The organism is Pseudomonas sp. PDM02 (genome assembly GCF_014852285.1).
In the GTDB taxonomy this organism is placed as follows: Bacteria; Pseudomonadota; Gammaproteobacteria; order Pseudomonadales; family Pseudomonadaceae; genus Aquipseudomonas; species Aquipseudomonas migulae.
Genome location: NZ_JACVBL010000015.1, coordinates 1 through 20,747, shown reverse-complemented (window position 1 = coordinate 20,747; position 20,747 = coordinate 1). Strand labels below are relative to the sequence as shown.

At 61.3% G+C, this 20,747-nt stretch carries 17 protein-coding genes; 3 read left to right on the top strand and 14 right to left on the bottom strand.

The features are described 5' to 3' along the window. Window positions 1-95: 95 nt before the first annotated feature. The 7 genes from IB245_RS23720 to IB245_RS23690 form a co-directional block, all read right to left on the bottom strand. On the bottom strand, window positions 96-1,385 hold the full coding sequence (locus tag IB245_RS23720; protein WP_192228858.1) for a tryptophan 7-halogenase: 1,290 nt from the start codon (window positions 1,383-1,385) through the stop codon (window positions 96-98). Beyond that, window positions 1,382-2,059 (bottom strand): S8 family serine peptidase, encoded by a 678-nt coding sequence (locus tag IB245_RS23715; RefSeq protein ID WP_008027979.1) that lies wholly within the window; start codon window positions 2,057-2,059, stop codon window positions 1,382-1,384. The genes IB245_RS23720 and IB245_RS23715 overlap by 4 nt, the downstream gene beginning before the upstream one ends. Beyond that, the gene (locus tag IB245_RS23710) at window positions 2,049-3,767 is read right to left on the bottom strand and encodes an ABC transporter ATP-binding protein (protein WP_192228857.1); all 1,719 of its coding nucleotides are present in this window, start codon (window positions 3,765-3,767) and stop codon (window positions 2,049-2,051) included. Before IB245_RS23710 ends, IB245_RS23715 begins: the two co-directional genes overlap by 11 nt. Continuing rightward, window positions 3,767-5,671 carry a sigma-54-dependent Fis family transcriptional regulator gene (locus tag IB245_RS23705; RefSeq protein ID WP_192228856.1) on the bottom strand — a complete coding sequence of 635 codons (1,905 nt, stop codon included), beginning with the start codon at window positions 5,669-5,671 and terminating at the stop codon, window positions 3,767-3,769. Before IB245_RS23705 ends, IB245_RS23710 begins: the two co-directional genes overlap by 1 nt. A gap of 264 nt (window positions 5,672-5,935) precedes the next feature. Then, window positions 5,936-6,961, bottom strand: a complete 1,026-nt coding sequence (locus IB245_RS23700; protein WP_192228855.1) for a histone deacetylase family protein — start codon at window positions 6,959-6,961, stop codon at window positions 5,936-5,938. 150 nt (window positions 6,962-7,111) lie between these two features. Next, window positions 7,112-8,341, bottom strand: a complete 1,230-nt coding sequence (locus IB245_RS23695; protein ID WP_192228854.1) for a Zn-dependent hydrolase — start codon at window positions 8,339-8,341, stop codon at window positions 7,112-7,114. Window positions 8,342-8,469: 128 nt separating this feature from the next. Then, a complete protein-coding gene (locus IB245_RS23690; protein ID WP_192228853.1) occupies window positions 8,470-9,780 on the bottom strand; it encodes an MFS transporter in 1,311 nt (436 codons plus the stop codon). 161 nt (window positions 9,781-9,941) lie between these two features. Between IB245_RS23690 and IB245_RS23685 the strand changes: the two genes are divergently transcribed. Continuing rightward, entirely contained in the window at window positions 9,942-10,874 is a 933-nt protein-coding gene (locus tag IB245_RS23685) for a LysR family transcriptional regulator (RefSeq protein WP_192228852.1), read from the top strand. Here the strand turns inward: IB245_RS23685 and IB245_RS23680 are convergent. The 6 genes from IB245_RS23680 to IB245_RS23655 form a co-directional block, all read right to left on the bottom strand. Continuing rightward, window positions 10,871-11,482 carry an RraA family protein gene (locus IB245_RS23680; RefSeq protein WP_192228851.1) on the bottom strand — a complete coding sequence of 204 codons (612 nt, stop codon included), beginning with the start codon at window positions 11,480-11,482 and terminating at the stop codon, window positions 10,871-10,873. The two genes, IB245_RS23685 and IB245_RS23680, sit on opposite strands and share 4 nt — an antisense overlap. Beyond that, complete coding sequence (locus IB245_RS23675) at window positions 11,475-11,867, bottom strand: RidA family protein (RefSeq protein WP_008045069.1); 393 nt, start codon at window positions 11,865-11,867, stop codon at window positions 11,475-11,477. Before IB245_RS23675 ends, IB245_RS23680 begins: the two co-directional genes overlap by 8 nt. A gap of 18 nt (window positions 11,868-11,885) precedes the next feature. Next, window positions 11,886-13,265 (bottom strand): MFS transporter, encoded by a 1,380-nt coding sequence (locus IB245_RS23670; protein ID WP_008028000.1) that lies wholly within the window; start codon window positions 13,263-13,265, stop codon window positions 11,886-11,888. A 119-nt stretch (window positions 13,266-13,384) separates the two neighbouring features. After that, window positions 13,385-14,314 (bottom strand): 2-hydroxyacid dehydrogenase, encoded by a 930-nt coding sequence (locus tag IB245_RS23665; RefSeq protein ID WP_192228850.1) that lies wholly within the window; start codon window positions 14,312-14,314, stop codon window positions 13,385-13,387. Next, window positions 14,311-15,066, bottom strand: a complete 756-nt coding sequence (locus IB245_RS23660; protein ID WP_008045063.1) for a class II aldolase/adducin family protein — start codon at window positions 15,064-15,066, stop codon at window positions 14,311-14,313. Before IB245_RS23660 ends, IB245_RS23665 begins: the two co-directional genes overlap by 4 nt. Beyond that, window positions 15,063-16,364, bottom strand: a complete 1,302-nt coding sequence (locus IB245_RS23655; protein WP_008028008.1) for an MFS transporter — start codon at window positions 16,362-16,364, stop codon at window positions 15,063-15,065. Before IB245_RS23655 ends, IB245_RS23660 begins: the two co-directional genes overlap by 4 nt. A 156-nt stretch (window positions 16,365-16,520) precedes the next feature. Between IB245_RS23655 and IB245_RS23650 the strand changes: the two genes are divergently transcribed. Next, entirely contained in the window at window positions 16,521-17,477 is a 957-nt protein-coding gene (locus IB245_RS23650; RefSeq protein ID WP_008028009.1) for a LysR family transcriptional regulator, read from the top strand. 12 nt (window positions 17,478-17,489) lie between these two features. On the opposite strand, the gene mrdA is transcribed toward IB245_RS23650, so the two are convergent. Continuing rightward, window positions 17,490-19,382, bottom strand: a complete 1,893-nt coding sequence (gene mrdA, locus IB245_RS23645) for a penicillin-binding protein 2 (RefSeq protein ID WP_192228849.1) — start codon at window positions 19,380-19,382, stop codon at window positions 17,490-17,492. Window positions 19,383-19,647: 265 nt separating this feature from the next. On the opposite strand from mrdA, the gene IB245_RS23640 reads away from it, so the two are divergent. After that, window positions 19,648-20,571, top strand: a complete 924-nt coding sequence (locus IB245_RS23640; protein WP_192228848.1) for a TIGR03571 family LLM class oxidoreductase — start codon at window positions 19,648-19,650, stop codon at window positions 20,569-20,571. The last annotated feature ends 176 nt before the right edge of the window (window positions 20,572-20,747 follow it).

The window sequence follows — 20,747 nt, the reverse complement described above, 5'->3', positions numbered from 1 at the left end:
GCCGTCTTCGCGGGCAAGCCTCGCTCCTACAAGGGCACGAAAACCTGTAGGAGCGAGGCTTGCCCGCGAAGAGGCCAGACCAATCGCTACAAATATCAGGGCTTGAACCCCTGCCCCAACAACCAACTGCGAACCATCCTGCCTTGCTCCATCGTCAACCCGGCTAAAGCTTGTTCCGCCGGCTCAGTGCGCAACCGCCGCACCAACGGCGCCAACTCAACCCCCTGCACATGCCAGATCCCCAATGGCTGATCCGCTGTGATCACCACCTCGGCCTCATCCACAAACCCATCCTTCAACACCGGCGCCCGCTCGATCCGCAGCGCGGCAAAATCCGCCTCGGCATGCGCCACCTCGGCATCCGGCCACTGCCGCCGCGCCTGCCAGAATGGTTGATCCAGCCAACGCTGCTCATCGGCATAAAAGTCCCGCCCGATCCGCGCAAAACGCAAAAACAACTGCTCCACCCGTTGCTGATGAAAACGCTGGGCCAGCGCCGCCCGCTCAGGTTTTCGCAACAACGTGTTGATCACCGTCGGCGCCTGCAACGCCGAGGACAAGGACTGAAAGATGCCATTGCCCGACAGCGGGTCCACCGCCATCGCCGCATCGCCGACCCGAATCCAGTTTTCGCCGCACACCTGCGGGCTCAGAATCGCGGTGCTGCTGCGGGCGTGCAGCTGTAGATCGACCTCATGTTCGGCACCAAAAAACTCACGCGCCAACGAGGAACCCTGGCGCTGCTGGCGACAATAATCGAGCAACTGCGCCTTGCCCGGCAGCTCGGCGCTGGCGACGTCCACCGTCCATTGCCAATAACACTGACCGTCCGCCCGCCGCGCCATCCACGCCCAGCCGTCCGCCAGGCTTTCCACGGCACTGGCGGTGTTGCCCGGCGCGCCTTGCCAGCGATTGAGCAGGCTGACCGTCTCCGGCCCGCGCAGTCCCTTGCCGAGTGCCGGGGCCTGGCGTCCGCGCGCCTCCACCAGAAAATCGGCAACCCGCGCTTCGCGCCCTTCGATCTCGACCCGATGTCCCTCCGCCGAGGTCTGAACGCTCAGCACCCGACCTTCAATGAGCTCAACGCCCGCCAGGCGCAGGTCCTCGCGCAGTCCTCGATCAAAGCTCGGACGGTCCAGCAGGAATTCGATGTTTTGCGCATGCTGCTGACCGTTCCACGACACCTGCCGCTGCGACGGCAAGGCCGCATCCGCCAGCGCCTGATGCAGACCGGCACCGCGCAAGGCCTCCAGCACCCGCAGCGAAACGCCTTCCAGCGCGGCGAACCGGCGCCACTCGCTGACCAGCGTCACGGGGTAACCGAGCCGCCGCAAGCCCAAGGCAACCGCCGCCCCCGCCGGCCCCGCGCCCAGAATCAGGATCATGCTCCGAAGCGCCGTTCAGGACCGCGATAACGGGCATTCTTGCGCAGCCAGTCGATGATCTGTTCGTTGCTCGCCTCGGGCTGTGAAACCAGGAAACCGGCAATGTGCCCGCTCAACGCCGCACAGCCCAGACTGGCGCCGGACTGCCCCGGATACGTCCCGTGCACGCACGCCGCGAAATCCGCCTGAGCGCTGTTGAGCCAAGACCATTCCTGTTCGGCGCAACGTGCATCGCCGGTCACCCGCAGCACCTGTGGATAATTCGCCGGGAACACGCCCTCGCCCTGCGCCGGGCTCGACGCACACAGCAGAATGCCTTGCGCTACTGCTGCCGCGCAGGCTTCGCGCAATAGGCTGCGGTCCTGGCGCAAACCGAGGCTCAGATTGATCAGCCGTACGTCCTGCGCCACCAGCCAGTCAATTGCCGTGGCGATCTGCAGGGCGCTGGTGACGCCGCGCTGGTCGAACACCTGAGCCACGCAGAACACCGCGGAAGGAGCCCGATGACTGATGGCTTCGATCACCGCGCTGCCGTGGCCGAGCGGGTCGTCGCGCAAGTCACTTTCGGCCAGGCCGTCCGCCAGCAACGAGAACCGTCGTCCGGCGATCACCTGCACCCGCTGCGCCGCCGAATGGCCGCTGTCCACCACACCGATTCGCAGTTCAGACTTCATGCTGCACCGTTTTCGACGTGAGCACGCCGTCGAGCAATTCGAAGCGCAGGTCGGCATCGGCCAACGTTGAGGGACGATGACTGATGAGGATGCGCGTGCGTCCGGCAAACAGTCGGTCGATGGCCTCGATCACTTCGCGCTCGGTGGCTTCATCCACCGCCGAAGTGGCTTCGTCGAGCACCAGAATCAGCGGGTCCTGCAACAGTGCCCGGGCGATGGCGATGCGCTGTTTCTGCCCGCCGGACAACTGCTGACCGCGTTCGCCCAGCGGACTGTCGAGACCTTCGGGCAATGAGGCGATCAGGCTGTCGAGTTGCGCCAGCCGCGCCACGTCGGCGATTGCTTCACGGCTGGCGTCGGGCACCGCGTAGGCCAGGTTATCGGCAAGGCTGCCACGAAACAGCACGATGTCCTGACTGACCACGGCAATCCGACGGCGCAACTGGAACAGGTCCAGTTCCCGCAGGTCGACTTCGCCGAGCAGCACCCGCCCGGACTGTGGATCGTGATGCCGTTGCAGCAAATCGATCAGCGTCGATTTGCCGACGCCGGAGCCGCCGCTCAGGGCGACTTTCAAACCGTAGGGAATCCGCGCTTCGATGCCGCGCAAGGTGCTCGGCCGACCGGGATGGCTGAAGTGCACGTCGTCGAAACGCAGTTCGCCGGAGGTCGGCATTGGCTGGGGTGCAACGGGGCTCAGCACGGTCGGTTCTTCACCGCGCAATTCCATGACCCGCCCCAGACTGACCGTCATCCGCTGAATCGCCACGTAGAGCCCAAGCAGGCTTTGAACCGGTCCGACCGCCATCCCCAGGTAGGTGGAAAATGCGATCAGCGCGCCCAGTTGCCACGTCCCTTGCACCACCCAATAACCGCCAATCAAAAACGCACAGGCACGGGACAGCGAGGTCAGCGTACCCGGCACCGCCTGGGTGAAAAATTCGGTGACTTGCAGACGCAGCAATTGACTCATGTAGCCCTGCCCCAACGCCTCCAGACGCCGCGACTCACGCTGCTGCTGACCGGCCGACTGAATGAATTTCATCACCGGCAGGGTCTCGACCATGAACGACGACATGTCCGCCGAACGCTCGCGCAACTGGCGCACATCGCGCTCGACCTTGCGCCGCATCCAGCGCAGCCAGAGCATATCGAGGGGAATCAGCACCAACGCCAGCAGCGACAACTTCCACGACAACGTCAGCAACATCGCCACGGCGACCACCAGGCCGATCACGCTCGACACTGCCGAGAACAGCGAATCCACGGCGAAGCGCTGGATCTCGGCGACGTCGCCATCGAGGCGCGACATCAGGTCGCCGATGCGCCGCTGCCCGTAGAAGCTCGGCGACAGGGTTTGCAAATGCCGATAAAGGTCGTCGCGCAGCGAGAACAGAATCCGCCCGGACAGCCGCGTGTGCAGGTAACGATTGATCCCCGAGAGCGCCGTGCCGAGCAGCCCGGCGACAATCATCAACCCGGCGATCAGCACCAGCATGGGGAAGTTGCGGGCCAGCAAGCCATCGTCGATCAGCAGCTTGGTCAGCCAGGGTTGCACCAGCACCAGCGACGAAGCGCAGACCGACAGACCGAGCAGTCCGGCAATCGCCAGACGATGCGGGCGCACAAAGCTGTAGAGCCAGCGCAACGCCGCTTGCAGGGCTTCGGGATTCTGGCTGTCGATCAGCCGAACGATCAGGCGCTGCATCACGAACGCAACTGTTTGAGCTTGCGGTACAAGGTTGCGCGGCTGATGCCCAAGGCATCGGCCGCGGCCGAGACGTTGCCCTGATGGCTGTCCAGGGACTGGCGAATCAGCTCCAGTTCGTTTTCGCGAATGCTCCCGGACGCAGGCCGCTCGCTGGCGTTCAGTTCGTCGAGCATGCTGTCGGGCAAGTGATCGAGGGTGAGAACGGTGTCCCCCGGTTCGCGCATGGCCAGCGCGGTGCGCAAGACCATTTCCAGTTGGCGGATGTTGCCCGGCCAGTGGTAACCCGCGAGCAAGCGGTTCAAGTCGTCATGCAGGAGCATGGCCGGTGCATCTAGCCTGGCCAGCAGACGACCGACCAGCGCGTTGAAATCGTCGCGTTCGCGCAGGGCCGGCAACATCACGCTGATGCCGTTGACCCGATAGAACAGGTCTTCACGGAAGTGTTTTTCTTCGACCAGGCGTTTGAGGTCGCGGTGGGTCGCGCAGATCAGGGCGACGTCGATGTCCTGTTCTTCACCGGCGCCCAAAGGCGCGACTTTACGGTCCTGCAATACGCGCAGCAGACGCGCCTGCAAGGCCAGCGGCATGTCGCCGATTTCGTCGAGAAACAACGTACCGCCATGGGCCTGTTGCAGACGCCCGACCATGCCGCCGCGACGGGAGCCGGTGAACGCGCCTTCGCGGTAACCGAACAGTTCCGACTCGATCAAGCCTTCGGGAATCGCCGCGCAGTTCACCGCGACAAAGGGCTTGTCGCAGCGGCTGCCAGCCATGTGCAAGGCGCGCGCGATCATTTCCTTGCCGGTGCCGGTTTCGCCGAGCAGCAACACCGGCAACTCGTTGGCCAGCCCCTGACGGGCCATGCGCAAGGCGCGGGCATAACGGACGTTGCTGCCGGCCAGGGCGTCGAGATCCGGTTGAGGTTTGGCGGTTTTCGCCGGGCTGCGCGGCGGCGTGCTGACGTTGATCGAGCGCTGCGGCGCGCGTAGGGTTTTGTAGAAGAACTCACCTGTGGCGGTCTGCAAACTGCCGACGCCGCCCTGGTGCAAACGCGACAACAGTTGCAAGCCGTCGACACCGAGAAACTCTTCGCAACGGCGACCGACCAGCGCCGAGCGCTCGGCATGGAGCAACTGACACGCCTGGGCGCTGACCGCAAGAATTTGCCCACCAAGGCTCACCGCCAGCAAGCCCTGCCAAGGGGATTCGAGGTACTGCCGACGGCTGTGGAATGCCAGCACGATCTGGTCGGGGAAACTGGCGTTGAACACCCGGCTTTCAATCTGGCTGACCGCCATGGCCAACAGCGCGGTGCTGTCGTGAACGCGGCCGAGCGGGCCTTCGCGGGTCAGGTCGAGGACGCCGAGGATGTCGCCTTGCGGGCAATAAATCGGCACTGAGGTGCAGGAGAAATCGGTCAGGCGATCGAGGTAATGCTCGCCGCAATCGATCATCGTCGGTCGGGCTTCCACCAGCGCGGTGCCCAGCGCGTTGGTGCCGCGAGCGGCTTCGCTCCAGCAGGCACCGAGGGTGATGTCTTGCAGGCCGCTGCCCTTGAGGCGATCGGCACGGCCTTCGACCGCGAGGATGGTGGCGTCGGAGTTGGCGAGGATAATCAGGCCTTCCTTGCCCTGGCGGTCGGCCAGGTAATCGATCGCCGGCAATGCCGCGTCGATCAGCAGGCGATTGTTCGCCAGCAGCACGTCGAGGCTCGCGCTCGATTCCAGCGCCAGTTCATGTTTGCTGTTGAAATGCACGCCATGGCTGAGGCTGCGTCGCCACGATGCATCGATTTCCGCCCGCAACACGCCATCGGGGACTTCACCCTCAAGATGGAGTTTTTCCCGGGCCAGCCGGGCTTCACGATGCAGCTTGGGGGAAGTTGTTTTTATTAGCGTCATCAAGCGCTCCGGATCGGTCCGCCCTGCGCTCTTTTAAGTTCAGCGCCCTGCCGCAATCTTTACGTTAACGTCAGGGCGATGGCAAGTGTGTTTCATCCGTTGTACCGCGTTATCGTTCTTCGCGGGCAAGTCGGGTCGCCGCACCGCTCGCTCCTACAGGTTCAGCGTCGTCCACAAACAGGCGGGTCAACTCAGGCACTGTAGGAGCGAGCGGTGCGGCGACCCGACTTGCCCGCGAAGGCGATCATCCAGGCACCCCACAACTCAGAACTGCCACACCTCGGGCCCGACAAAAAACGCCCGTGCATTGTCCTCAAGACTCTCCAGGTGATACCCACCCTCCTGCACAATCAGGCACGGCAACCCAAGGCTGCGAATCCGCTCACCCAGCCGCGCAAACCCTTCCCGCGTCACCGCCACTTTGCTCTGCGGGTCCAGCTCGAAAATGTCGAAACCCAGGGACAGCACCAACACCTCGGCAGCGAAATCCTTCACCGCCGCCAGCGCCACCTCCAGTTGCCCAAGGAAGTCCGCCTCACTCGAACCATGGGCCATCGGCAAATTCAGGTTGTACCCCTCGCCCGCGCCGACACCGCGCTCATCCGCAAACCCGGCAACCCCCGGATAGAAGTTGGTCGGATCGCCATGCACCGAGACATACAGCACGTCATCGCGGTCGTAGAAAATCTCCTGAATCCCCTGACCGTGGTGCATGTCGGTGTCGAGCACCGCGACGCGTTCAAACCCGCCGCGCAACACCTGCGCCGCCACCGCCGCGTTGTTCACATAACAAAAGCCACCGGCCGCTTCGGCCCGGGCGTGATGCCCCGGTGGACGGCACAACGCGTAAGCCGCCGGCTCGCCATCAAGCAACGCCTGCGCGCCGGCCACTGCGCTTTGCGCCGACCAATAGGCCGAACGCCAGGTCTGTTCACCCACCGGGCAACTGCCATCCGCCAGATAACGTGCGGCCTGAGCCAGGATTCCGCGCAGAGCGTTTGGCTCACGGACGAAGATGTTCGACATCACTTCGTCGCCCCAATCTTCCGGGACTTCCTTCCAGCGCTGATGCGCTTCCTGGAGAAACGCCAGGTACGGCGCACCGTGCACCGCCAGCAGCGGATCAAGTCCGGCATCCACCGGCTGCTCGACTTTGAAACCCAGCGAGCGAGACGCCTGCACCAGTCGCTGCGCACGCTCCGGCACTTCCTGCGGCGTGCGCATCTGTCCGCGGGAGTAATAGCTGCGTGGATGGTGAAGCAATTGTTCGGGATGGAAAAAACTGCGCATGGGCCTGATTCCTGTCAGTTAACGTAATTCTCGAATCCGAGTGCACCCTCCTGTAGGAGCGAGGCTTGCCCGCGAAGGCGGTGTGTCAGTCAAACGTCGATGTTGTGCTGACGCCTTCGCGGGCAAGCCTCGCTCCTACAGGGGTCGGGTTTATTCAGCTCTGCCGGCGCGGGACAGCACGGCGTTGAGCAGCACGTCGGTGCCTTGCCGCACGTCTTCCGGCAGCACGTCTTCGGCTTCGTTATGACTCAGGCCGCCGACGCACGGGATGAACACCATCGCCGTCGGGCAGAATCGCGCCAGGTGAATCGCGTCATGCCCGGCACCGCTGACAATCGATTGCTGAGCGTAGTCCAGGGCATCCACAGCGTGCTGCACCGCCGCCACGCAGTCTGCGTCGAACGGTGTCGCCGGGCTGATCCAGTGCGGGGTGATCGTCAGGTTGAGGCCGCGACCGTCAGCAATCGCCTGCAGCCGCGCGCGCACTTGCTGCTCCATCGCGTCGATGGCGTCGTCGCGGTGATGACGCAGGTCGACGGTAAAATTCACCAACCCCGGAATGGTGTTGCGCGACGACTTGTTGATGCTCAACTCACCAACGGTGGTCAGGCCCTCCGGGGCGAAATCGGTGGCCAGACTTTCAATCGCCTGAATCATCCGCGCCACGCCGTACAGCGCATCCTTGCGCAGGGGCATCGGTGTGGTGCCGGCGTGAGCCGCCATGCCTTCGACCCGCACGTCGAGCCAGCGAATCGCCTGGCCGCCGCTGACCACGCCGATGCTCTTGGCATTGTCTTCAAGGATCGGGCCTTGTTCGATGTGGGCTTCAAAATACGCATCCACCGCGCCGCCCAACGGACGCTCGCCGGCATAACCGGTACGCTTCAGCTCATCACCGACGCTGATGCCATCGGCATCCCGCACCGCCAGCGCCGCGTCCAATTGCATGATGCCGGTGAACACCGCCGAGCCGAACATCGCCGGCGTGAAGCGCGCGCCTTCTTCGTTGGTCCACACCGCCACTTCCAGCGGCTTGCGGGTCTGGATACCGAGGTCGTTGAGGCAGCGCACCACTTCGAGGCCGGCGAGCACGCCGTACACGCCGTCGAAGCGTCCGCCTTCAGGCTGAGTGTCGAGATGGCTGCCCATCATCACCGGCGCAGCGTCCGGGTCAGTGCCGGCGCGGCGGGCGAACAGGTTGCCGATGGCGTCCACGCTCAGGGTCATGCCGGCTTCGCGGCACCAGTGGGCAAACAGTTCGCGACCGGCCTTGTCTTCATCGCTCAAGGCCAGTCGGCAACTGCCGCCACGGGCGGTGGCGCCGATTTCGGCCATCGCCATCAGACTCGCCCACAGGCGTTCGCCATTAATCTTCAACATGAGGTTCTCCAAAAATATTCGAAACAACGATCCCCTGTAGGAGCCGGCTTGCTGGCGATGGCGTGCGTTCAGGCGATAAACATGTCGACTGACACACCGCAATCGCCAGCAAGCCGGCTCCTACAAGTTCAAATGGTGGCTAACTCAACGCGTTCAGCGCTGGCATGGCGACGGGCGAGGGAAAGCACGCAGACCAGCGAAGTCGCAGCAATCAGGCTGTAGAACAGCGCCATCGGCCACCATTGACCGGCGAATTTATGCGCCAGCAGCGTGCCGATCAGTGGCGTCAAACCACCGGCCACGGCGCCGCAGATCTGATACGCCAGCGAAATCGCCGTGTAGCGCACGCGGGTCTCGAACATGCCGCTGACGTACCCGGCGATCACCGCGTAGAACGACGCCATGCACACCACCGCCAGCGCGATGCCAAGGATGATCAGCGGTGCCTGGCCCGAGCTGACCAGCACGAACATCGGGTACGGCGAAGCCATTGCCAACAACGACACCAGGCACAGGAAACGCGTGGCGCCGATTTTTTCCGCGAGCCACGCCGCCAGCGGCTGGATGCAGAACTGAATGATCGCCACCACAAACAGGCACTCGAGGATCAGCGAGCGCGGCAACTGCAGTTGCTGGGTGGTGTAGGCGATCATGAAGGTGTTGGTGAAATACACCCCGGCAATCCCCAGGGTGTTGGCGCCGATGCACAGCAACAGCGGACGCCACGCGGTGCGCAGGACCTCCATGACCGGCGCCTGCTCTTTACGCGTGCTCTTGGCGGCGAGTTCACGACTGGCGAGGAATTCCGGTGACTCGTTCACGCCCAGTCGAATCGCCAGCCCCACCAGCAGCAGCAACGAACTGGCGAGGAACGGCAAGCGCCAGCCCCAGCTCATCAGGTCTTCTTCCGGCAAACGGGTGACTGCGCTGAATGCCAGCAGCGACAGGATCAAACCGGCCGGGCTGCCAAGTTGCGCAAAGGACGCGAAGAAATTGCGCCGACCTTTCGGCGCATGCTCGCCGGCCATCAAGACCGCCCCGCCCCACTCGCCACCCACGGCAATGCCCTGGACGATGCGCAGCAGAATCAGCAGTACCGGCGCTGCGGCGCCGATCTGTGCATAAGTCGGCAGCAAACCGATGCAGACCGTGACCACGCCCATCATCAGCAAGGTGATGATCAGCGATTTCTTGCGCCCGATGCGGTCACCGATGTGGCCGAAGATGATCCCGCCCAACGGCCGCGCGAAGAAGCCCACGGCGAATGTGCCGAACGCGGCCATGGTGCTGAACAGTTTGTCGTCGGAGGGGAAGAACAGCGCACCGAACACCAGCGCGGCGGCGGTGGCGTAAATGTAAAAATCGTACCACTCGATCATGGTGCCGATGAAGGCTGCGGCTGCCGCACGGCGTGGCTGGGAAGAAGCTGGGGGCTTCATGGTTCGGACTCCATTGATTGTTTTTTTGGCAGGAGAAAAGCAGTAAATCCAAGGCACTCTGACGGTGCCTGTCTGGGAGTGATTTATCGTCCCGGGGCTATGATTAGTCAATTTTCTATTTATTATGCGAAGTATTACGACAGCTTATAATCGAGAGCCACATGGCCGAACGCGATGTGCAACGCCTGCTCAATGACCGACTGGACTGGAACCTGCTGCGCACCTTTCGGGTGATCGGCCAGGAGCTGAGCATCAGCCGCGCCGCCGCCCGCCTGCACCTGACGCAACCTGCCGTGAGCCAGGCATTGAAGCGTCTGGAAGAACAACTCGGTCGCCAACTGATCGCCCGTCGCGGGCCACGTTTTGCCCTGACCGAAGTCGGCGAGCAGATCTTCGCACTGGCCGGGGAAATCTATGGGCAGATGTCCCAGGTCAGCAGCGTGCTGGAGCAACCGGCCGACGAAGTGATCGGCAAGGTGCGCCTGTTGATCATCAGCCGGATCTACTCGGAACGTTTCGATGACTTCCTCGCGGACTTCCATCGGCAGCACCCGCGGGTCGATCTGGAGGTGGACGTGATGCGCAGCTCCGACATCGTCAGTGCGCTTCAGGAAAAAACCGCGACGCTGGGGCTGAGCCTCAATCGCCGTCCGCAACCGCGCCTGGAGCAACGGTTGTTCCTGCGTCAGCGCTATGCGTTTTTCTGCGGCAAGCATCATGCGATGTTCGGCCAGCAGAACGTCGATCAAGGGGATTTGCAGCGGGAGAATTTCGTCAGTTTTACCAGCGACCAGATCGGCGGCATGCTCTCGCCGCTGACGATTTTTCGCGATCAGCAGGGCTTCAGCGGACGCATCGTGGCGTCGTCACCGAGCCTGGAAGAAGTGCGGCGACTGGTGATCGCCGGGTTCGGTATCGGCTGTTTGCCCGAGCACGTGGTGGCGGCGGACGTCGACGCCGGATTGCTCTGGCGCCTGCCGCCCCACGAAGGGATTGCCGACGTGGACATTCATTTGCTGTGGAACCGCGAGCAGCGCATGAGCCGGGCCGAGACGATGTTCATCGAGAGCCTGCAACGCTGCCTTACGGCTTAGACGCGCAACACCTGCGCGACCGGTTCACCGGCGCGCAAACGTTCGAGCAAGCGCGGTTCGGCATGATCGGACGCCAGTGCCTGATCGATGACACCGGCCGCGGTGTGCCAATCAAGAAACAGCACGCCGTTGTCGTCCGCCAGCACCAGATCACCCGGCTGCACGGTGACGCCTGCGCAGTGAATCGGCTGGTTGATCTGGCTGTCGCCGCGACCGTGCAGCTTGGTGGTCAGCAGGCTGGTGCCGCGAGCGAAGACCGGCAATCCGCTCTCACGCAACTCCAGCAAATCAGTCACGGCCCCGTCGACCACGATGCCCGCCGCCCCGGCACAACTCGCAGCACAACTGGTCACCGCGCCGACCGGTGCGTGTTGCCAATCGCCGCCGGTGTCGATCACCAACACGTCGCCCGGCTTTATCAGCGCCAACGCCCGGTTGACGGCAATGGCATCGGCACCCACCAATTTCAGGGTTAGCGCACGGCCCACCAGTTTCACATTGGGCACCATCGCCCGCAGTTGCGAGTCGGCAAAACCCGCCTCCAGAAAATGGCCAAGGGTCGGAAAGCTCACCGCTTTGAACTGCTCGATCAACTGTGACTCATCCATTCTGCGGCTCCCTGGCAATCACCTCGGCCACACAGTCGATTTCCAGCGACACGCCCCACAGCGCCACGCACACCGTGGTTCGCGCCGGCGGCGCATGGCCGAGAAACTCGCGATACACCGCATTGAACGGCTCCAGTTGCGCCGGATCGGTGAGGTACGCGTTGACCTTGATCACGTGGCTGAAACCCGAGCCGGCTTCAATCAGGATCGCCTCGAGATTGCGCAAGGTTTGCCGCACTTGCTCAGTGAAATCGGCGGGCTGCTCATCGAGTGTGCTTTGGGCCGGAATCTGCCCGGCGGTGAACACCAGATGGCCGCTGACCACCGCTTGAGAGTAAGGCCCGACCGGGCCGATGAAGCCCGGAGCGGATTGAATTCTGCGCATGCTGTTGAGCTCCATGAATCAGGCCGCAGCCGATTTGAAAGGTTTGCGAACGGGTTGATCGGCGGCCGGACCCGCCGCCGGGATTTCGCTGATGTCGCGTTTGAACGTCTCGGTCAGCAGCAACAGCGCCAGCAAGGAAATCAGCGCCGCGCCGATCATGTACCAGGCCACCGACGAGCCTTTGCCGGTCGCTGCGAGCAACGCAGTGGTGACGATGGGCGTTGCGGCGCTGCCGAGCAGGCCGGACAGCATGTAGCTGATCGACAGTCCCGAATAACGCACGCGGGTGCCGAACAACTCCGCCAGGAAGGTCGCGATAGGCCCGTAGTTGGCGGCGAATGCGGTCATCAACAGCAAGTAGCCGAAGATCACCAGCGACAGCTCCTTGGTGTCCATCAGCCAGAACATCGGGAACGCGACCAACGCCTCGGCAACGATGCCGGCAACAATGATCGGCTTGCGGCCGAAACGGTCCGACAACGCGCCGAACACCGGCAGCATGACGATGCACCAGGCGCAGGACAGCAGCACCACGCCCAGCATCACGCTGCGACTGAAACCGAGATTCTGCGTGCCGTACGTCAGGCCGAACGCGACGATGATGTTGAACGACGCGCCGGTCGACATCGTCGCAATACCGCCGAGCACCACTTGCTTCCAATACTTGCGGAAGACTTCGGCCAGCGGCATTTTCACCTGCACTTCCGCTTCCTTGACCTTGTTGAAGGCCGGCGTTTCGGCGATGTTCAGGCGGATGTACAAACCGACGGCAATCAGCAAGACGCTGGCCAGAAACGGAATGCGCCAGCCCCAGGCCAACAGGTCTTCAGGCGACAGCCACGCGGCGATCACCAGGAACGCCAGGTTGGCAATCATGGTCCCGGCCGGGACGCCGATCTGCACCCAGGAACCGTACAGGCCGCGCTTGTTGGCCGGCGCATGTTCCACCGCCATCAACACCGCCCCGCCCCACTCACCGCCCAGCGCCAGGCCTTGAATGACCCTCAGCAATAACAACAGGATCGGCGCCCATATCCCGATGGCCGCGTAATTGGGTAACAAGCCGATCGCGAACGTGGCGGCGCCCATGGTCAACAGCGAAATCAACAACATTGACTTGCGACCCAAGCGATCACCGAAGTGCCCGAACAACGCCGCACCGACAATCCGCGCCAGATACGCCGAAGCGAAGGTGCCGAATGCCAGCAATGTGCCGATCAGCGGCACGAAGTCCGGGAAGAACACCTTGTTGAATACCAGCGCCGACGCGGTGGCAAACACAAACAGGTCGTACCATTCCACCGTGGTGCCGATGACACTGGCCACGGCAACTTTTTTCATGCTGATTGCAACTTCCGGCGGGGCACCGGACTTTTCTGCGGACGATAGATCGCTCATCACTGACTCCAGGAATTCTTCAGAACTCGTTTATTTAATTGTTTTGACTGGCAGTAAATCGTTTGAGAGTGAGGGATTGTTGTTATGTATCGCCCAACTGAGTGGGCGAGTTTTTATATTCAGTAACCCAGTAATCGGTCCGCGTTATTCAATAAAGGTTCGCCGGCATTTAAACGGCGAAAGTTCTCCGCAACTTGTTCGGCAATGCAGTCGTGGGAGGCTGCCGATGCCATGTGCGGTGTGATCGTCACACCAGGCATTGCCCAGAGACGGTGATCAACCGGCAGTGGTTCTTGCTCGAAAACATCCAGCAGCGCGCCGCGCAGTTTTCCTCGTTTCAGGGCGTGTTCGAGGTCGTCGATATTGAGATGACCGCCCCGGCCGCAATTCACCAGCGCAGCGCCATTGGCCAATTGTTCGAAGGTTGAATGACCAAGAATGCCGCGGGTTTCGCTGGTCAGCGGCAACAAGTTGATCAGCAACTCCACACCCTCCAGAAACGGTTTCAGGTTTGCCGCACCGGCGAAGGTCTGCACGCCGTTTATCGTCTTGTCACTGCGCGCCCAGCCACGAACGTCATAACCGGAAGCGGCCAGATCCTGAGCGATGGCGCTGCCCAGCGATCCCAGCCCCATCACACCCACTTTGAATTGCCCCGCCGCCCGTTGCAGCGGCCGCTCCCAGCGCTGCTCCTGTTGCTGCAACAGCACTTGATCGAAACCACGGTGATAGTGAATCACCGCCCAGCGTACGTATTCGGTCATGCCCTGACGGTGGCCGGGATCGACCACCCGGCACACGGGCAGATCCGGGCACGACGGGTCGTGATCGAGGTGATCGATGCCGGCCGCCACCGAGTGAATCACCTGAAGGTTCGGTAACGCGGCGAGGCTGCCCGGCAAAGGGAACCAGCACGCGGCGATCTGCGCATTTTTGGCCAGCGGATCATCCGCCAGCACGGTGGTGAGCTGCGGCGCGCTGCGGGCGAACGCGGCTTGCAGTTGCTTGAGCAGCAAGGTGTCGCGGGAAAGTAAAACCACGGTGCTCATGACAGATAGGACTCACGCTGGGATTCGATCAGGGTCAGTGCGGCCTCCCAGGCCAGGTCGATGATGTTGTCCTGCTCATCGCGGTCAAACTGCTCGGCGGTGTGTGCACACACTTCCGGCGACGGGTAATGCAACGCTGAACCGCCGGCCAGCGCCGCCACCTGCGCCTGACAGGCCCGCTCCAGAAAGTGGATCTCCTGGAACGCCTGAGCCACGCCGGAGCCGCCGACCAGCAAACCGTGATTGCGCAGGATCATTGCCCGGTGCGGCCCCAGATCAGCAATCAACCGCTCGCGCTCATCCAGCGACAACGCGATGCCTTCATAGGTGTGATACGCCAATTTGCCGTAGAACTTCAGCGCGTGCTGACTGATCGGCAGCAAGCCCTGTTTCTGCGCCGCAACGGCCATGCCGGCGGCGGTGTGGGTATGGATCACGCAATTCAGGTCCGGACGGGCCATGTGGATCGCCGAATGAATGACGAACCCTGCGGCGTTGACCCGATGACCTTCGTAATGCGGATCGACGACGCGCCCTTCCTGATCGATGCGCACCAGATCCGAAGCGCGCATGCGGTCAAAAATCACCCCATAGCGGTTGATCAGAAAGTGATGCTCAGGCCCTGGAATCCGCAGGGTGATGTGGGTGTCGATCAAATCGGTCATGCGAAAGTGCGCGACCAGCCGATACAGCGCAGCCAGTTCGCAACGGGCCTTCCATTCAACCGGGCCGATGTGTTCAGGTTTACTCACGAATACACCTCTTTAGCAGCGTGGGTGACGACCGGGTTGGCGCGCAGGCGGGCCAGCCCGCAAACACCGATCAGGGACAGGGCCGAGAGCAAGGTGAAGAACACCGCCAACGGCAGCCATTGTCCGGAAAACTTGCTCGCCAGCAGCGTGCCGATCAGCGGCGTGGTGCCGCCAGCCAATGCACAACTCAACTGGTAAGCGATGGAAATGCCCGAGTAGCGCAGGTGCACCGGGAACGCCTGGGTCATGTAACCGGCGATCACCGCGTACAGCGCCGAAAGGATCACTACCGCGAGGGCGATGCCGAGGGTCATCAACAGAATGTTTTGCGTGCCCACCAGCAAGAACATCGGGTACGGCGTGACCATGCACAGCAGCGCAACGAGCTTGAGAAAACGACCTTCGCCGATGCGCTCGGCGAGCAGTGCGCTGAGCGGTTGCGAGAGCAACTGAATGACGGTCACCAGGAACAGGCAATCGAGAATCGTCGAGCGTGCGATGCCTTGATACTGGGTGACGTAGGTGATCATGAAAGTGTTGGTGAAGAAGAATCCGGCCGAGCCGATGGTCACTGCGGCGGCAGCGAACAGGATCTGCCGCCAGCACGTGCGAATCACGTCTTTCACCGGGTATTTGGCGGTCTCGTTGTTGTCCCGCGCCTTGGCGAATTCCGGCGACTCATGAACGCCGGAGCGGATCATCAGGCCGACCATCATCAGCACACCACTGGCGAGGAACGGCAGACGCCAGCCCCAAGCGAGGAAGTCTTCGGGTTCGAGTGATGTCACCAGGCGAAAAGCAATCAACGCCAACAACAAACCGGCCGGGCTGCCGAGTTGGGCGAATGATGCGTAGAAGGTTTTGCGCTTGGCTGGCGCGTGTTCGCTGGCCATCAACACGGCCCCGCCCCACTCGCCTCCGACGGAAATGCCCTGGATCAAACGCAGCACGATCAAGCCGATCGGTGCCCAGATACCGGCGCTGGCGTAACTCGGTAACAGGCCGATGCCGGCAGTTGCCACGCCCATCAGCGCCATCGTCACCAGCAACATTTTCTTGCGGCCCAGACGATCGCCCAGATGTCCGAAAACCATGCCGGCCATGGGACGGGCGATGAAGCCGACGGCGAAACTGCCAAAAGCTGCCAGGGTACTCATCACCGGGTCGCTGCTGGGAAAGAACACTTGCCCGAGCACCAACGCCGCCGCGGTGGCGTAAATGTAAAAGTCGTAGAACTCGATGGTCGTGCCAATGAAGGCAGCGGCCGCCGCTCGACGCGGCTGTGCGGTGGTGTGCATGCAAGGACCCTGTGTATTTATAGTTTTGGGCAGGTACTGAAGGCTGTTTACGGTTGCGCTCTGTGGCGCTTGTGGGCTTTATCGCTTCCATGCCAGGATTAGTCAATTTTCATATTCTTATCTTTACTATTAGCGCTGCTACTACATGGGATTGTCATGACTTCCACTAACCCCTGGGTGGGCCGACGTTTTCTGAATGATCGTCTCGACTGGAACCTGCTGCGCACCTACCTTGTGATCGGCCAGGAAGGCAGCATGAGCCGTGCCGCAGCGCGGTTGCACATCACGCAGTCAGCCGTCAGCCAGGCGTTGAAACGGCTGGAAGAACAACTGGAATGCGTGTTGATTGCCCGTAGCGGGAGACGGTTTGACCTGACGGAAACCGGGGAAGAAGTCCTGCGCATTGCGACGGATATCTACGGCGATATTTCGCGATTGGGCACTGTGGTGGAGAGTCGTCACGATGACGTGGTGGGCAAGATCCGCATCCTCACCGTCAGCGGTGTTCAGGCGCGGCATTACGACGAGTTCCTCGCCGATTTCCATGAAACCCACCCGAAAATCGAGCTGGAAGTCGAAGTGATGGGCAGCTCGAACATCATCAGTTCGTTGCTGCAAAAGACCGCGACCATTGGCGTCGGCCTGTGTCGTTTACCGCAGCCGCGGCTGGAACAGCGGGTGCTGTTCCGAGAGCGTTATGCGTATTTTTGCGGGCAGCGTCATCGGCTGTTCGGACAAGAGAATCTGACGCTGGAACAGCTCGCCGCAGAAAACTTCGTCAGTTTCACCAGCGACCAGCTCGGCGGAAATCTTTCGCCGCTGACGCTGTTTCGCGACCAGCAGGGTTTTACCGGCAAGATCGTTGCTTCATCGACGAGCTTCGAAGAGATTTACCGATTGATTTGCGCAGGTTACGGGATTGGCTGCCTACCGACGCATTTGGTGAAAAGGGATGTCGAGCAAGGGTTGCTGTGGCGGTTGCCGCCGGAGGATGGGGTGGTGGATTTTGATATTCAGCTGCTGTGGAATCGTGAGCAGAAGATGAGTCAGGCGGAAACCGTGTTCCTCGAAAGCTTCCAGCACATGCTCAGCATTCGTGAGCCTGTGCTGTGAAGCCTTGATCGGTTAAACGTGAGGATCGCCAGGCGGTTTGCTCGGCGTGGCGTATTGCGGCTTCAGATGACCGTCCTGATCGAGTAACCAGGCGTCCATGATCTGTCGCACCACAGGCCCGGCGACGCGACCGCCGGCCTCGCCGTTTTCGATCATCACCGAGATGACAATCTTCGGGTGCTCGGCTGGCGCGAAGCCGACAAACAAGGCGTTGTCGCGGTTCCGCTCCAGGGTTTTCGCCCGGTTGTAGCGCTCACCCTGTTTGATCGCGACCACTTGCGCGGTACCACTTTTCCCGGCGATGCGATATTGGGCACCTTGGGCCGCCGCTCGGGCGATCCCGCGAGCGTCGTGCATCACCATTTGCATGCCGTGGTTGACCTGCTCCCAGTCACGCGGGTCTTTCAACAGGATGTTTGGCATCGGATGCTCATCCACTGGCGTCACACCGTCCACGGTCTTGGCCAGGTGCGGACGGTTCCAGACACCTTTATTGGCGATCAGCGCGGTGGCTTGAGCGAGCTGCAGCGGCGTGACCTGCATGTAACCCTGGCCGATACCGAGGATCACCGTTTCGCCGGGGAACCACGCCTGACGGCGCGTGGCACGCTTCCAGGCCTGAGACGGCATCAAGCCGGCAGACTCTTCGAACATATCCAGCGAGACCTTCTCGCCAAGCCCGAACATCGCCATGTAGTCGTGCAGGCGATCGATGCCCAGCTTGTGCGCCAGGTCGTAGAAGTAGGTGTCGTTGGAGCGCATGATCGCTGCGTCCATGTCCACCCAACCGTCGCCGCTGTGGTTCCAGTTACGGTACTTGTGATCGAAGTCCGGGAGCTGGTAATAACCCGGGTCGAAGACGCGGGTTTGTGGGGTCACGACACCCGCATCCAGGCCGGCAATCGCCACTTCAGGCTTGATGGTCGAACCGGGCGCATAAAGACCGCGCAGTACGCGGTTGAACAGCGGCCGGTCGATGGAGTCATGCAGTGCCGCGTACTCCTTGAAGCTGATCCCGGTCACGAACAGGTTCGGGTCAAAGCTTGGCTTGCTGACCATGGCCAGTACTTCACCGGTCGATGGATCGAGCGCGACCACTGAACCACGACGATCACCCAAGGCTTCTTCGGCGGCTTCCTGAAGTTTGACGTCGAGGCTCAGGACGATGTTTTTACCAGGCACCGGATCGGTGTGTTTGAGCACTCGCAGCACACGCCCCTGGGCGTTGGTTTCGACTTCTTCGTAACCGACGTGGCCGTGCAATTCTGATTCATAAAACTTTTCAATCCCGGTCTTGCCGATGGATTGGGTGCCTCGGTACTCGACAGTGTCCAGGGCCTTGGATTCTTTCTCGTTGATTCGACCGACGTAGCCGATGGAATGGGCGAAGTGCGCGCCCATCGGGTAATGGCGAACGAACTGCGGCTCTACGTCGATTCCGGGCAGGCGGAATTCGTTGACGGCGAGTACGGCGATTTGCTCTTCACTGAGTTCGTAAAACAGCGTGACAGGCACAAAGGGGTGACGCGCCTGCTTCATCGCCTTGTCGAACAACGTCCGGTCTTCAGCGGGCAGGTGCAGGAGATTGACCACCTCGTCCAGCTCTTCTTTGACGTCAGCGGCGCGTTCGCGGGTGATGGTCAGGTTGAAACTGGGGCGGTTGTCGGCGAGGACCACCCCATTGCGGTCATAGATCAATCCGCGCGTGGGAGTGATCGGCAATACGTGGACGCGATTGTTTTCGGAGATGGTCGAGTGATAGTCAAACTCGACGACTTGCAGCACGTACAGGCGCACCACCAGTGCGCAGGTGATAGCGACAACGAACAAGGCGCAAGCCATCAGTCTTTTGTTGACCAGGCGCGTCTCTTTTTCGTGGTCCTTGATCGGTATCGGTTGGGGCATTTCTGCGGCTGCTCTTTAACTAAAAAGGGGCGCCGATCCGTAGGCTTGAAATCAGTCCGTTAAAAAAACGAGCTGCACCATACCAAAAACCGTGCGGTCACTTTAGTGCGATTTCCTCTAACGGTTGTCCTTGAGGGCCAAAACGATGGTTGGTTTTTTCTGACTCGTGCGATTTGTTCAAAATTGATATTCCGATTCATGCATTTTTCTTGCAGATAGGCCTGTGGATACTGGGTGCATGTCATTCCCTTTTTGGAGTCATTTCATGCACCCACGATTTACGCGATTACTCGGTTCGAACGGTTTTTCCATTGGGCTGGAGCTGCCACTGGATAACGATTGGTCCAGCGACGGCCAGCGACGAAGGATTGCCGAGGATCGCCCTTTCGGTGTTCCGGATCTGAAGCAACATGCAGCGATGGCGAGGCTGGCGGACAAGGCTGGGTTCCGTGCTCTGTGGGTCCGCGATGTACCGGTTTACGACCCGAATTTCGGCGATGCCGCACAGGTTTTCGAAACCTTTTCCTACCTTGGATACCTGGCCGGAATCACCGACAACATCATGTTGGGTACGGCGGCGGTTGTACTTCCATTGCGTCAGCCTTGGCTCACCTTGAAGTCAGCAAACAGTGTTGATGAGTTGAGCGATGGGCGTTTACTGCTTGGCGTGGCCAGTGGTGACCGGCCTATGGAATATCCGCTGTTTGGGGTCGACTACGATCAGAGGGGAGAGATTTTTCGCAACACGGTGGAGTTGTTGCGCGACCAGGGTGAAGGCCGTCTGCCTGAAGGTGCGCACTTGCTTCCGCAGCGAGATGAAGCGGCTCCATTGTTGGTGGCAGGTCTTGGCCAGCAATCACCCGCATGGATTGGTGAGCACATGGATGGCTGGCTCGCCTACCCGGGTACGCCAGATGAGCATCGGCGTCGGGTCGGGTTGTGGCGCGAGGTGGGTGGGGATAAGCCTTACATCAGCTTCGTCCACCTTGATCTGGCAGCCAATCCTCACGCTCCGATGCGACGTGTGCGTTTCGGCGGCATTTGCGGGCGGTTGGCGCTGATTGATGAGCTTCAGGCATTACGTGAAGCCGGGGTACAACATGTTGGCCTGCATGTGCGTCGTAGCGAACGCCCGGTTGCCGAGGTTATTGAAGAGATTGCTGAATACGTTCTGCCAAAGTTCCACTGACAATGCAGTGCCTTCAAGGGCCGCCAATGTGGCTGCCCTTTTTTTCGCCACTTTCCTGCGGGCAAAACAAAACCCCAACTGCTTTCGCAATTGGGGTTTCGGAATTTAATCTTGACGATGACCTACTCTCACATGGGGAAACCCCACACTACCATCGGCGATGCATCGTTTCACTG

Coding starts and splice junctions, on each gene's coding strand:
- IB245_RS23720 (WP_192228858.1), bottom strand. CDS start 1,385: ATGATCCTGATTCTGGGCGCGGGGCCGGCGGGGGCGGCGGTTGCCTTG.
- IB245_RS23715 (WP_008027979.1), bottom strand. CDS start 2,059: ATGAAGTCTGAACTGCGAATCGGTGTGGTGGACAGCGGCCATTCGGCG.
- IB245_RS23710 (WP_192228857.1), bottom strand. CDS start 3,767: ATGCAGCGCCTGATCGTTCGGCTGATCGACAGCCAGAATCCCGAAGCC.
- IB245_RS23705 (WP_192228856.1), bottom strand. CDS start 5,671: ATGACGCTAATAAAAACAACTTCCCCCAAGCTGCATCGTGAAGCCCGG.
- IB245_RS23700 (WP_192228855.1), bottom strand. CDS start 6,961: ATGCGCAGTTTTTTCCATCCCGAACAATTGCTTCACCATCCACGCAGC.
- IB245_RS23695 (WP_192228854.1), bottom strand. CDS start 8,341: ATGTTGAAGATTAATGGCGAACGCCTGTGGGCGAGTCTGATGGCGATG.
- IB245_RS23690 (WP_192228853.1), bottom strand. CDS start 9,780: ATGAAGCCCCCAGCTTCTTCCCAGCCACGCCGTGCGGCAGCCGCAGCC.
- IB245_RS23685 (WP_192228852.1), top strand. CDS start 9,942: ATGGCCGAACGCGATGTGCAACGCCTGCTCAATGACCGACTGGACTGG.
- IB245_RS23680 (WP_192228851.1), bottom strand. CDS start 11,482: ATGGATGAGTCACAGTTGATCGAGCAGTTCAAAGCGGTGAGCTTTCCG.
- IB245_RS23675 (WP_008045069.1), bottom strand. CDS start 11,867: ATGCGCAGAATTCAATCCGCTCCGGGCTTCATCGGCCCGGTCGGGCCT.
- IB245_RS23670 (WP_008028000.1), bottom strand. CDS start 13,265: ATGAGCGATCTATCGTCCGCAGAAAAGTCCGGTGCCCCGCCGGAAGTT.
- IB245_RS23665 (WP_192228850.1), bottom strand. CDS start 14,314: ATGAGCACCGTGGTTTTACTTTCCCGCGACACCTTGCTGCTCAAGCAA.
- IB245_RS23655 (WP_008028008.1), bottom strand. CDS start 16,364: ATGCACACCACCGCACAGCCGCGTCGAGCGGCGGCCGCTGCCTTCATT.
- IB245_RS23650 (WP_008028009.1), top strand. CDS start 16,521: ATGACTTCCACTAACCCCTGGGTGGGCCGACGTTTTCTGAATGATCGT.
- mrdA (WP_192228849.1), bottom strand. CDS start 19,382: ATGCCCCAACCGATACCGATCAAGGACCACGAAAAAGAGACGCGCCTG.
- IB245_RS23640 (WP_192228848.1), top strand. CDS start 19,648: ATGCACCCACGATTTACGCGATTACTCGGTTCGAACGGTTTTTCCATT.